This window comes from Polynucleobacter sp. JS-Mosq-20-D10, from assembly GCF_018687755.1.
Classification (GTDB): Bacteria; Pseudomonadota; Gammaproteobacteria; order Burkholderiales; family Burkholderiaceae; genus Polynucleobacter.
Window position 1 is genome coordinate 1661311 of the sequence record NZ_CP061305.1, and the last position, 12723, is coordinate 1674033.

Below are 12723 nucleotides of genomic sequence, written 5' to 3' on the forward strand. Positions count from 1 at the left end.
AAAACAATGTCATCAATACCCAGAGATTTTTACCGAATGGTTTAACTTACACAGGTCTTGGAAGATTTTCACTACAGTATGGCCGGGATACGGGAATATAAAATTCTTCTAATGGTCACCAGTTCTCGGCGAATGGTGTCGCCATAAAAAACCACAGCCACCTCCAAGTGGTGGCGGTATCCGACATATCGACTTTAGTTTGTTACCGCAACATCTTTTTTCTACTCAGCTTGAATAGGAGCAAAAAATCCCGACAGCTCCTTTAGGGCACTGCTATTTGGATAATAAATACCTCTTGGACCGTCTTGTTTTGTAACGATCAAATTGAACGCCCTTAGCCTATCAAGATGAAAGTGTAATGTCCCACCATCTACGCCCAATTTCTCAATAATTTCCCTAGGCCTAACGCCATTTTCTCCGGATAGATAAATCATGTTGAGAGCCTCAAGCCGACTCTTTTGGCCTAGGACCCTAAAAATCCTCGCATAATTTAAGAGCTGTACATCCCCTATGGATGTACGATTATTTTTTTGCATTGTCTTGTCTCTAGTCAGTAAGATTCGAAGCGAAAATACTTCTTAGAGCGGGCCACCATATATGCCTCACTATAGGTCTGAAATATGATATTTAAGAAATTCATAATTCTTTTCATAAGCCCGCCTCCTATTTGATGTCATGCTAGAAGGAGGGATAAGCATTTGATATACAACTTTAGCTCTAGACCATCCCCGCAGCTATTTTCTATCAGCTCATGCTTAGTGAAAGCCCTAACTTAGACGGCAAATAAATGGTTATTAAATAGTTTATTGATCTTGGTCAACTAATTATCTAGTACTAAAGTATTACAGATATAAAGTTTATGAATGCAATAATTCTTAGTACAAACATAACTACCAAATAGACTTAAGATGAAGTGTCAATGATGTCTGTATCAATACTGATCGTAGATGACCATCCGGTATATAGGGATGCACTTCACCAGTACCTAACTCGCAAATTTTTTTCATCGGGTAACCAGGTATATTCCGCGGATTCAATTAAAGAGGGGCTAAAAATAGCTCGCTCAACAAAGTCAAAATGGGTGGTACTTTTAGATCTTCTAGTACCAGACTCTGTAACCCAATTTGGCGGAATAAAAGAATTTAGAAATCTTGAAGAGGTAGTGGCTATTGCCGTAATTTCTGGCCTTGAAAAAGAGAACCTTGAAAACGAATGCATAGACGCTGGTTGCAATATCTTCATACCCAAAAGTAGTGACACCTCGCATATTTATCAAAGTCTATGCAATTTGATGGGCTTAAGGCCGAATGAGAGAGAAGAAACCAAACTTACAGGAAGGCAGAAAGAAATCCTCACCCATATTTCCAGAGGAGATTCAAATAAGATGATCGCCTATTCCCTGAATATCAGCGAACAGACAGTAAAGGTTCATTTAGGCGAGATCTTTAAAAGGATAAAAGTATTTAATAGGACGCAGGCTGTTATCAAAGCAAAAGAAAACGGCTGGGTATAGCGCATGGGCATCTTCTCTGCGCACGACAATAATGAATTGTTATTAGAAGAAAAGTATAAGTTTCTTGAAATAGCCTCGCGGACCAATACGGCGGGTACCGTTATAGGACCATTATTTACGGGGATTCTGATTTTTCAGGACACACCTCCGCTCAATCTTGCTGTGTGGCTAATAGCCATGATCATGTGTGTAATGTTTAGAGCCTACATGATCTTTATTAGAAATAAAGGCCCTAAACTTTCAATTCAGAAAAAGATATTCAACTTAAATCTTGGTGTCTTATCAGTCACATCATGCTGGGGAGTCGGGTGGCTAATTATTGCCACCACTTTACCGTTTAGCTTGCAATGCATCTATTTATTGATGAGCTCAACAGCGGTGTTCGTTGGTTTATATGGTTACTCTATTCATCGCTCAACGGTTATGTGCTTTGCTTTGCCGATCTTCAGCTGCCAATTTATCGCATCCATTGTCCCTCCAGTGATGTTCCCATGGCCTATTCAACTGGGTAACTTCGCATTCTTTCTTTACACCATTAAGATGGCTTCATATTTTTCGAAGTCTTGGATACAAACTGTCAGTCTACAAATTCAGAACCAGTCTCTGAATAAGGAGCTTGAATACGAGCGCAATACCGCAATTGAAGCAAATATTGCCAAATCGAAGTTTATTGCCACTGCTAGCCACGACTTAAGACAGCCTCTTCATGCTGTCAATATTTACTTAGACTTATTGGAGCCAAACAAACTCAAAGAGCAAGAAAAAATTAATTTTCTTCAGATTAAAAAAAGCATACAGACCCTAAACTCGATGTTTAATTCTCTGTTGGATTTAAGCAAACTTGATGCAGGCACCTCAAATCAGCTCGATAAGCCATTTGAGCTTATCGAGCTAGTTAGCTTCTTATCCAATACCTTTACTCCAATTGCAGGCGGTAAGGGCTTAATGCTCGAGTTTGATTTTATGAATATGCGTATAAATGGGGATAGGTTTTTGTTGCAGCAACTGATTGGTAACTTAATATCTAATGCCATTCAATACACTACATCTGGTGACATTCGGGTTCACTTCGCTTCAAAAAATAATTACTTGCACATCACTATTGAAGATGAGGGCTGTGGAATAGATGCAACCCTATTGGATAAAATTTTTGAAGAATTTTTTAGGGTAGATAGTACGCGGAACATGCACGATGGACTTGGGCTGGGACTCTCAATAGTCAAAAGACTCTGCAAAATATCCAATACGGATCTTTCCGTGAAATCTACACTTGGATCTGGCTCAACTTTTAGCCTCCAGACATCCTTCTCGACTGCTACCCTGCCTGAACACGTTGAAGGATTTAATAATGATTCAACGCAACAGAGCTTTAGATCACACGATAATCTGTTGGAAGTTAAAACTATTGCTATTTTTGAAGATGATCACACCATTTTTGAAGCTTATAAACAAGCCTTGACTCAAAATGGATTCAAAGTTCTTTCCCTTTCTGAGAATAGTCAGACACTAATGAGTCAGCTGGCTAACATCAATAGCATTGATTGTATTTTGAGCGATTACCGTCTTGAAACAACCACCGGGGATCTCATTATTCAGCAACTCCGCGATAGTTTTGGCATAGAAATTCCTGCCATCATTATTACTGCCGATACCTCACCTCAACACATTCAATTGTTTAGAGAATTAAACATTGACATGCTCTATAAGCCAATTGGCTATAGCGAAATTGTTGATGCTATCAAACTACTTATAAAAAAATAACTTCAAATTAAGGAAAAAGCAATGCCAAGTATTCAATTTCGTCCTATTGCAGCTCTACTGACTTCATTATTTTCATTGAATGCTTATGCTGACTCTTTGCTGAATCCATGGGCAGGAGTATATGGGCAAGTAGGCATCATTGGCTACGCAAGCTACATTCCGAAAAGCGCAAGTGGAACAACATCTGTTGGTAACTTCACATTTTCTAATACAGCAACTGCCAACCATGCAAATGGTCTAGTTGCCAATATCGGCGGGGGTTATAACTTCGGAGTTAGCGAAAACTATATTTTAGGAATAGGGGCGGCTTTGTATCCAGGTCACTCAAAGACAGTAAGCTCAACATCAGTTACAAATTTACCTAGCGGTGCGGTTGTCAGCCATGGGACATACAATGTTTCTAATATATTTAGCTTTTCACTGCTCCCAGGCTATGTAATTGATAAAACACATTTAGTCTATGCAAAGATTGGGTATACCGGATCCACACTCAATGCAAACTCTCCTGGTAACTACCCCCAACAAACCACCCATGTCAATGGAACTGTTTACGGACTCGGATATAAGCAATTGATTACCGAATCCATCTACTTTTTTGGAGAGGGTAATTTTGCTGTCAACAGAGAAAAAGCGGTAAGTGTTGTAACGGATAGCGGCGCTACCGTAAAGTCTACGGCTAATGCAACAGGCTACGACTTCATACTTGGTGTCGGCTATCGCTTTTAATATCCTCTTATCAGGGTCAACTTAGCTTGCCAGCTCTTTGATGGGTATATGGATCAAAGAGTCAATGACCTGATCGCCCCCTGTAAAGATTAGCACTAAAGTATTAACTCAAATGGGATGTAGTAGAACCAAAGTTGTATTTCAATTATAAGTGACCAAATCTATTCTCATAGCTATCCAATATAACTATGAGAATAGATTGATGAAAAAAATCCTGATACTCACCACTTTTTTTACATTGGCATTCAATGCTTACGCCTATGAGGCAAGTGAATGTGATGGACTCTCTACCTGGAAAACGGATCAACAAAATTCACCAGATGTAATGGTGCGTACATGTAATCTTTTTGGAATGAACTATATTGAGATAAAAAGCCAATTGAATGAAAACCGCTGCATTGCTATTAAAAATACAAATACTGGGAGCGAATGGAAAAATTTTCTCTTACGTAAACAATCGATTAAAGCATTGGCAAACCCTAATATTGAACCAGCATACTTAGAAATATTCTCAACAAATTCTAAGCCTAGTGGTTGTAAATCATAAATACAATTCAATTGACTCTATCTTTTTTAGTCATCCCAATAATTTATAACTCGATGCCCTAATAGCAAACTAATATATCTGTTAGGCTGGCTGCGAAAGATGCGTTGAGGTTGCTTACACACTCAGTGGCGCATAAAGAAAAACGACCTAGGAATTTCTCCCTAAGTCGTTCATTTCATTGGTGGGCCCACCAGGACTTGAACCTGGGACCAAAGGATTATGAGAGCAGAAGCCCTTAGTAGACCCATATAAACAGTTGCTTAGCGGGTGGTCAGCATCGGTGTGTAAGCAAATGTGTAAGTAAATTCATTGATTTAAAAGAAGTGCTGGCTCACTCTTTGGTTTTCGAAACCACAGGATTTTTGGAGCAACCATCTAACACTTCGTTGCTCCAAAGTACTTCTTTGAATAATTTATAAGCGTTACTTTAAGTAACGCTTTGGCTAATTATGAAATGCAATTAATTTATAAGAATTTCATTCAAAGCAATATTGATGTAGTAATTGATGCGTCCGACTCTTCTCTTCTCTAAAAACGCCTCTTCCGCTAGAACATCGAGATATTTGGTGGCAGTGAGCCTAGAAATATTCAAGTCACGCATTACAAATTCAATCTTTGTATATGGATGAGTAAATAAATTATTAATTAAATCTTGGCTATAGAATTTGTGCTTTTCCCTGATTCTATGTTTGTAGTCAAATAGGGCTACTTTTATCTCATTGATCTTCTTAATTGTCTGCTCTGAAGTTGCGCGGACCGCCTCCAGCATATATAGAACCCAATCCTCCCAAGCATCATCATCGCGCACTGCCTGAAGAAGGCGATAGTATTCTGATTTGTTGCGAACTATATAGTTGCTCAAATAAAGAACCGGTATGTTGAGTAGCTGCTCTTTTACTAGGTACAAGACATTAATAATCCGGCCGGTACGTCCATTGCCATCATAGAAGGGATGAATGCTTTCAAATTGATGATGTATCAAGGCCATTTTTATTAATGGATCGACTAGGTATGATCCGGAATCATTGATGAAATTCTCAAGCTCAACCATTAGCCTAATAATTTCTTTGGGGTCTTGCGGGGGTGTATACACAACCTCCCCTTGAGAGCTTTTTAAGCTAGTTCCGGGTAGCTTTCTATAACCTGCATTATTACGCTCAAGCTCCGCCTGAATCAGCAAAATATGATTACTAGTTAAAAGGCCTGTCTCTCGCACTTGCTCAAAGCCAATTCGAAGTGCCTGCCTATAACGCAAGACCTCCTTGGCAACCGAATCATCTACTGACTCTGGCAGCAAATCATCCTTAAAGAGTTCATCATGAGTGGTGACGATATTTTCTATTTCAGAACTATCTTTAGCCTCTTGTAAGCCAAGGGTATTAATTAAAATCCCTTGATTTGGGATGGATGCTGCCACCCCCTTTAACTCGGCAAGCATTCTGCTACTCTCAGCTAATTTTTTCAAGATTGCTGGCGTATCGAATCTTGAACTACTCAAACCTTCAAGTGATTGTATTTTGCTCATATGCACGTTTTTTTGATATGTATAGAAAAACGATATTTTTATACATGTTAGCAGTGATCTGTATATAAATCCCATATTTTAACGTATTAACTATCCTTTTACTGTATAAAAATACAGCTTTTTGATCATGAAAAGCCACTACACACACCCAAGCAAACCAGTCCATCAGTTCGCCCTTTTTCTTAATATCACTCCAACACCAAGACACTCAGGAAAAGTAAGCGCATCAAATACCATTTACCTGCGGGATGGAGAGGTCGTTCTCTATAAACGCAAGGACAGCAGAATCTGGCAAACCTGCTTTAAGCTCTCTGACCATCGCTGGCACCGCTACTCAACTAAGCATCTCAATTTGGAATATGCCAAAGAGAGTGCTAGCGCCCTATATGATGAAATTCGCTTTAAAGAAAAGCTGGGCATTAGTCACTCTAGTCGTAAATTTTCTCATGTAGCCAAGGACTGTATTGCAGAGTTAGAACAAAAAATTGCTGCCGGCATATGCCCTATGACCAATCATGACTACATCAGAGCAATCACGCTTTACCTCGTCCCCTTCTTTGGCAATTACCAACTTGAAAATATTACAGCCACAGTAGTAGCGCAATACGAAGCTTGGCGCAATCTCAAGATGAAACGTATTCCCATGAGTAGCACCTTGATGACTCATGCCAGTGCGTATAACAAAGTCATCCAACATGCAGTTCTCAAAGGCTGGCTCAATCCTTCCACCCTCCTAGCGCACTTAGGGAGACATGGAGCTAAAGGCAAAGCAAGGCCGGGTTTTACTAGAGAAGAAATTGACTACCTTTTGGATTTTTTAAAAGACTATAGCCAAGGAGGTCATAGTGCACTAGCTAAGCAAATGCGCTTATTGGCTAGAGACTATGTCGAGTTATTAATCTATACCGGCATACGTTCTGGTAAAGAGTGTATGAATCTCAAATGGCAAGATGTTCAATGGTACGTTGATGCCAAGACAGGTAAACGGTACATTCGCATCTGGGTAAACGGCAAAACAGGAGCACGATTCTTAATAGCTAAAAATCATTCACAAGCAGCATTAGAGCGACTTTGCCAAAGAGATGCTGCGCTAAAGGGCAAACCGCTTGAGCAGGTTTTAAATGAACGCCACAACCTACCCATCTTTAGATTGCCGAGTGGCAAGCAACCCAAGAGTTTTCACACTACCTTCAAATGGCTTATGTTAGCTAGCGGACTTTTGAAAGATAAGTCGACCAATCAGAACAGGACGCTTTATAGCCTACGACATACCTATGCCACCATAGCTTTAACAGATGGCGCAGTCGATATTCATACACTGGCTAGGCAGATGGGGACCAGTGTCGGCATGCTGGAAAAACACTATAGCAAGCTCACAGCCACCTTGGCGGCCGAGAAACTGGCTTATTGATAGTAGAAAGGTGAAGCGCAACGAACAAATAGTTTATTGCTCCAAGCTAGGGCCTTATATCTATTGGGGTTTAGTGGTGATATTTGCTACACACCGACTACACATTAATAAAAAAATGACTTAGCGCTCTCACGCTAAGTCATTGATTTTGTTGGTGGGCCCAGCTGGACTCGAACCAGCGACCAAAGGATTATGAGTCCTCTGCTCTAACCAACTGAGCTATAGGCCCGTTAATCTTTACATGCAATTTTGCACTTCTTAACCGCTTCAAAACCACACTAAAACCGCATTTACTACACACCATGAAAAATGCCCTGGTGTGTAAGCGGTGTGTAGTGAATTTATACCGCCTAATTCACCACTAACCTCTTGAAATCATTGAGGTCTTTGTTACAAGACCCCTAGGGCTTCTTTCTTATGAGTCCTCTGCTCTAACCAACTGAGCTATGGGCCCGTTAGTCTTTGGATCAATCCTCTTCGAGGAATGTCTTGAGTTTGTCGCTGCGGCTTGGATGGCGCATCTTTCTCAAGGCCTTGGCTTCAATCTGACGAATACGCTCACGAGTCACATCAAATTGCTTACCCACTTCTTCGAGGGTGTGGTCTGTGCTCATCTCGACACCAAAGCGCATACGCAATACTTTTGCTTCGCGTGGTGTCAATGAATCCAGAACGTCCTTCACTACATCGCGCATCGAGTCATGCAAAGCTGCTTCAGCTGGAGCCAAGGTATTGCTATCCTCAATGAAGTCACCCAAGTTTGAGTCCGCATCGTCACCAATTGGTGTCTCCATGGAGATTGGCTCTTTAGCAATCTTCATGATCTTGCGAATCTTGTCCTCAGGAATTTCCATTTTGAGAGCTAAGGTTGCAGCATCTGGCTCATGGCCAGTCTCTTGCAAGATTTGACGGCTAATACGGTTCATCTTATTGATCGTCTCAATCATATGAACTGGGATACGGATCGTACGTGCCTGGTCAGCAATAGAACGGGTAATCGCCTGACGAATCCACCAAGTTGCATAAGTGGAGAACTTATAACCACGACGGTATTCAAACTTATCTACCGCCTTCATCAAACCGATATTACCTTCCTGAATCAAATCCAAGAACTGCAAACCGCGGTTGGTGTATTTCTTAGCAATCGAAATTACCAAACGTAAGTTGGCAACAGTCATTTCACGTTTAGCTTCGCGCGCACGCTTCTCGCCAGCGATCATCTGCTTGTTGACTTCTTTTAATTCTGGAAGTGGCAATACAACACGCGTCTGAATATCGATCAACTTCTGCTGTAATTCCTGAATCGCTGGAACGTTACGTTGCAGCAATGCGGTGTACGGCTTGTTTTCTTTGAGGAGCTTATTGACCCACTCTAGATTCATCGACATTTTCGGGAAGTCTTTTAATACCTCCCCACGATTAACGCCAACCTTGTCTACTAACAAGCTCACAATGCCGCGCTCGAGTTTCCAAACTTGATCCACTTGTGAACGCATGGTGTCACATAATTTTTCAACACTCTTTGCAGTCAAGCGGAAACCAAGCAATTCACCACGAATAGCTTCTTGCGCCTTGATATACGCTGGACAGTTATAGCCCTCTTTATCAAAAGCACGACGCATCTTGTCAGACTGGGTACGCACAATTGCAAACTTCTCTAGAGAGATCTGCTTTAACTCCTCGAGTTGCTTAGCGTTGGCTGTAGCTGCACCACCGCCACCGCCGCCACCTTCGTCTTCACCACCTTCGTCTTCACCCTCTTCAGCATCTGGGTCAATCTCTGGCTCTTCAGGTCCAAGCTTAATATCTTCGGCATTAGGATCGACCAATCCATCCACAAACTGATCAATCTCCATCTCGCCGCTAGCAATCTTGTCTACGTTAGCCAAGATCTCACCAATGGTGACGGGGCAAGCAGCCAAGGCCATCACCATGTCTTTCAGGCCCGCCTCAATCTTCTTCGCAATCACAATCTCGCCTTCGCGAGTTAGCAAATCTACGGTGCCCATCTCGCGCATATACATTCGGACTGGATCGGTTGTACGGCCGAACTCTGAGTCAACAGTAGCTAAAGCAGCTTCAGCTTCTTCTTCAGCCTCTTCTTCAGAAGTGGTTGCTGAAGCATTTTCATTGAGGAGGAGCGTCTCAGCATCTGGAGCCTGCTCATACACAGTAATGTTGATGTCATTTAAGAGGCTGATCAAGGTTTCTAATGCATCGGCATCTGACAACTCATCCGACATTACGTCATTCATTTCGCCATGAGTTAAGTAACCCTTGGACTTACCCATCTTGATCAATGTCTTCAGACGAGTACGGCGTAATTCTTGTTGCTCTTCAGAGCCTAACTGTTGTGCTGCAAATTCTTTTAAAAGCGCCTTTTCTTTTGCCTTACGCTCACGCGCTTTTTGACGATCTGTCAGAACCGGCTCAGCACCTTCCGCAGGCGCATCCGCTTTTGGTTTGCGACCTTTTTTTACTTCTTCGGCCACTGCAACTTCAGTGCCTACCTCAACTGCTTTTGTTTTTTTGCCCTTAGTTTCTTTAGCTTCTACAACTTCCTTAGCCGCTTTAGCAGTCTTAGCTGTCTTTGCTACCTCAGCCTTAGGAGCGGCAACCTTACCTTTTTTAGGTACCGCCACTTTTGCCGCTGGCTTTGCTGCAGTCTTTGTTGGAGCTTTTACTGCTTTAGCAGGGGCCTTCACTGGCTTAGCTGGTGCCTTGGCTTTGGCTACCGTCTTAACTGGTTTAGCTGGCGCCTTGGCTTTTGCCACTGGCTTGGCTGCTTTTGCCGGTACTTTAGCTTTAGCCGCTGGTTTAGCAGGCGCCTTGGCTTTAGCCGCTGGCTTGGCTGGTGCTTTAGCTTTAGCCGCTGGCTTGGCTGGTGCTTTAGCTTTCGCTACTGGCTTGGCTGCTTTTGCCGGTGCTTTAGCTTTAGCCGCTGGTTTAGCAGGCGCCTTGGCTTTAGCCGCTGGCTTGGCTGGTGCTTTAGCTTTCGCTACTGGCTTGGCTGGTTTAGCTGCTGGTTTTTTCTTGGTATTAGGCATTTATTAGCACTTACTCACGTTACTGATGATTGTTCTCAACTGCTTAGGCGCAGCTACTTAGTCCACTTGCCCCAAATTTCTTCAAAATAAAGCGCAAGTGGCTGAATTAAATCGGTTTTTTTCTGGGAATAGAGGATTATAGTCGATTGTGACTTTTTTACCCCCATCCCTACCCAATATATGGGGTAAGTTTCGGGTTTTTCTAGGCTTAAATCAGAAAATTCTTAGGAGAACTTCAATCTTTCGCCCAGTTCGCGATATCGAGCTCGATCTTGCTCTGTAGCGGTGCTGCCAGCGATCTTTTGGGCAATTTCTGTCATTTCTGTTTTCAGGTGGGTAAGCTCCAGCTTTTTGAAAGCGCCATCTAAATCGGCAATCGCTCCTTCAATCTCTAAATCGGAGCCCATGACCCGCTTTCTTAACACCTCATAGAGTGGGGCTAACTCGCTGCGAGATAGCTGTTCTTGAAATAAAGCAAATGCGCCAGCGCCTACTGCTGGTGGCTTACCGTTCTCACCAGGAATCCATTCAACCAGATCACACTGAGTCAGTAAATCCTTCATAAGCTCTAATGCTTTTTCTGAACGCAACTCGGAAGCCTGTAAAGCAAGCGCCCTCTTGTTAGCATCCAAAGCTTTTCCTAAATGTGGAAACTGAATCAAGACTCGCAACATCTGCTCCGCCAAATCGGTAGGAGCTTGCGGAGGTGGAATATTGAGTACGGGGACTCTTTTCGCTGAACCCTTAGAAGCCTGCCAAGGCGCGCCCTGGTTCCGATTGCCGCTATTAGATTGCACAAAGTTGGGTGCGCGTTGATTCGTTGTTGCATAAGAACCCTGCTGTACGGGTACAGGCGCTATCGTCAATCCACAGAAAGACTCTAACTCTGCAGGTGTTGAATTCGTTCGAATAGCGAGCTCACGCAAGATTTGCGTACGCAGAGCAATTGGTGGCATGGATAGCAACATCGGCTTTGCCGCATGATGCGTTTGCGCTCTTCCTTCAGGTGTTGTCAGCTCATGATCTTGACTGGCAATCTTAAAGAAGAAGCTGGAGATCGACATGGCTTCTTTGATGACTTTTTCAAAGGCAGGTGCTCCATAGGCTCGAACATAACTATCGGGGTCGTGCTCCGTCGGTAAAAATAAGAAACGAATTTCTTTGTCATCAGACATTAATGGGAGGCAGGCTTCCAGCGCACGTTGTGCCGCGCGCTGTCCAGCAGCATCACCATCAAAGGAAAAGACAATGCGATCGGTTTGGCGCAACAACATGCGCACGTGATTTGCGGTACAGGCTGTACCTAATGTGGCTACAGCATTAGGAAAGCCCAATTGTGCGAGTGCCACAACATCCATATAACCCTCGCATACAAGAACATATTCTTGAGAGCGAATGGCTTGTCTTGCTTCGAATAATCCGTACAGCGTATTGCCTTTAGAGAACAGTGGCGTCTCTGGTGAATTTAAATACTTGGGTTCACCTTGATCCAAGATGCGCCCACCAAAGCCAATGGTCTGACCCTTAGGATTGCGAATCGGAAACATGATGCGATCACGAAAGCGGTCATAGCGTCTTGCAGTTTGGTTATTTTCGCTCTGCTCACTCTGAATGAGTAAGCCACCCTCCAGCAAAGTCTTCGCTACTTCATCATTGGCGTAAGTACCAAAGACTGCTTCAAGGCCTTGCCAACCATCGGGTGCATAACCCAAGGCATAACGCTTAGCGATCTCACCGGTAAGGCCGCGACCCTTCAGATATTCCACTGCACGCGGCGCTACTTTCAGTTGTTGGCGATACCAATCGGCAGCTGCACTCATCACTTCACTTAATGCCATGGTCTGCTGTTGGCGAGCTACATCATTCGCAGTGCGCTCTTCACGCGGTACATCTAATCCTGCGGAACGCGCTAAGTCTTCGATGGCATCTACATAGCCAAGACCAGAATATTCCATGAGAAAACTAATAGCAGAGCCGTGTGCCCCACAACCAAAGCAGTGATAGAACTGCTTGGTAGGTGATACTGAAAATGAAGGAGATTTCTCAGAATGAAAGGGGCACAAACCTTGAAAGTTCGCGCCCGCTTTTTTTAACTTCACGTGCTGCCCAACCACATCCACGATGTCAACCCGATTGAGTAAATCGGCAATGAAGGATTGGGGTATGAGAGCCATCAGTATGGGATGAGGCTGA

9 protein-coding genes and 1 tRNA gene are annotated in these 12723 nt (G+C 43.0%); 5 read left to right on the forward strand and 5 right to left on the reverse strand.

What is annotated here, in order from left to right; genetic code table 11:
* Positions 1-221 precede the first annotated feature (221 nt).
* Positions 222-536 (reverse strand): ArsR/SmtB family transcription factor, encoded by a 315-nt coding sequence (locus tag FD967_RS10830; protein ID WP_371819288.1) that lies wholly within the window; start codon positions 534-536, stop codon positions 222-224.
* 386 nt (positions 537-922) lie between these two features.
* On the opposite strand from FD967_RS10830, the gene FD967_RS08605 reads away from it, so the two are divergent.
* The 4 genes from FD967_RS08605 to FD967_RS08620 all read left to right on the forward strand — a co-directional run bounded on the left by FD967_RS08605 (position 923) and on the right by FD967_RS08620 (position 4547).
* A complete protein-coding gene (locus FD967_RS08605; RefSeq protein ID WP_215325617.1) occupies positions 923-1513 on the forward strand; it encodes a response regulator transcription factor in 591 nt (196 codons plus the stop codon).
* 36 nt (positions 1514-1549) lie between these two features.
* Complete coding sequence (locus FD967_RS08610) at positions 1550-3274, forward strand: hybrid sensor histidine kinase/response regulator (protein WP_215325618.1); 1725 nt, start codon at positions 1550-1552, stop codon at positions 3272-3274.
* Positions 3275-3295: 21 nt separating this feature from the next.
* Positions 3296-4000, forward strand: coding sequence for an outer membrane protein (locus FD967_RS08615; RefSeq protein ID WP_215325619.1), 705 nt, complete (start codon positions 3296-3298; stop codon positions 3998-4000).
* A 202-nt stretch (positions 4001-4202) separates the two neighbouring features.
* The gene (locus FD967_RS08620; RefSeq protein ID WP_215325620.1) at positions 4203-4547 is read left to right on the forward strand and encodes a hypothetical protein; all 345 of its coding nucleotides are present in this window, start codon (positions 4203-4205) and stop codon (positions 4545-4547) included.
* A 460-nt stretch (positions 4548-5007) separates the two neighbouring features.
* Here FD967_RS08620 and FD967_RS08625 read toward each other — a convergent pair whose 3' ends face one another.
* Positions 5008-6012, reverse strand: coding sequence for a Fic family protein (locus tag FD967_RS08625; RefSeq protein WP_251369019.1), 1005 nt, complete (start codon positions 6010-6012; stop codon positions 5008-5010).
* Between the two features lie 187 nt (positions 6013-6199).
* Between FD967_RS08625 and FD967_RS08630 the strand changes: the two genes are divergently transcribed.
* Complete coding sequence (locus FD967_RS08630; RefSeq protein ID WP_215325621.1) at positions 6200-7483, forward strand: integrase; 1284 nt, start codon at positions 6200-6202, stop codon at positions 7481-7483.
* A gap of 152 nt (positions 7484-7635) precedes the next feature.
* On the opposite strand, the gene FD967_RS08635 is transcribed toward FD967_RS08630, so the two are convergent.
* The 3 genes from FD967_RS08635 to dnaG form a co-directional block, all read right to left on the reverse strand.
* Positions 7636-7712 (reverse strand) — tRNA-Ile (locus FD967_RS08635).
* Between the two features lie 238 nt (positions 7713-7950).
* Positions 7951-10530 (reverse strand): RNA polymerase sigma factor RpoD, encoded by a 2580-nt coding sequence (gene rpoD / locus FD967_RS08640; RefSeq protein ID WP_215325622.1) that lies wholly within the window; start codon positions 10528-10530, stop codon positions 7951-7953.
* A gap of 224 nt (positions 10531-10754) precedes the next feature.
* Positions 10755-12704 carry a DNA primase gene (dnaG, locus tag FD967_RS08645; protein WP_215325623.1) on the reverse strand — a complete coding sequence of 650 codons (1950 nt, stop codon included), beginning with the start codon at positions 12702-12704 and terminating at the stop codon, positions 10755-10757.
* Positions 12705-12723: the final 19 nt, after the last annotated feature.

What these genes read in the sequence shown, in the direction of transcription:
- FD967_RS10830 (WP_371819288.1), bottom strand. Translation starts at nt 536, where the DNA reads ATGCAAAAAAATAATCGTACATCCATAGGGGATGTACAGCTCTTAAAT.
- FD967_RS08605 (WP_215325617.1), top strand. Translation starts at nt 923, where the DNA reads ATGTCTGTATCAATACTGATCGTAGATGACCATCCGGTATATAGGGAT.
- FD967_RS08615 (WP_215325619.1), top strand. Translation starts at nt 3,296, where the DNA reads ATGCCAAGTATTCAATTTCGTCCTATTGCAGCTCTACTGACTTCATTA.
- FD967_RS08620 (WP_215325620.1), top strand. Translation starts at nt 4,203, where the DNA reads ATGAAAAAAATCCTGATACTCACCACTTTTTTTACATTGGCATTCAAT.
- FD967_RS08630 (WP_215325621.1), top strand. Translation starts at nt 6,200, where the DNA reads ATGAAAAGCCACTACACACACCCAAGCAAACCAGTCCATCAGTTCGCC.
- rpoD (WP_215325622.1), bottom strand. Translation starts at nt 10,530, where the DNA reads ATGCCTAATACCAAGAAAAAACCAGCAGCTAAACCAGCCAAGCCAGTA.
- dnaG (WP_215325623.1), bottom strand. Translation starts at nt 12,704, where the DNA reads ATGGCTCTCATACCCCAATCCTTCATTGCCGATTTACTCAATCGGGTT.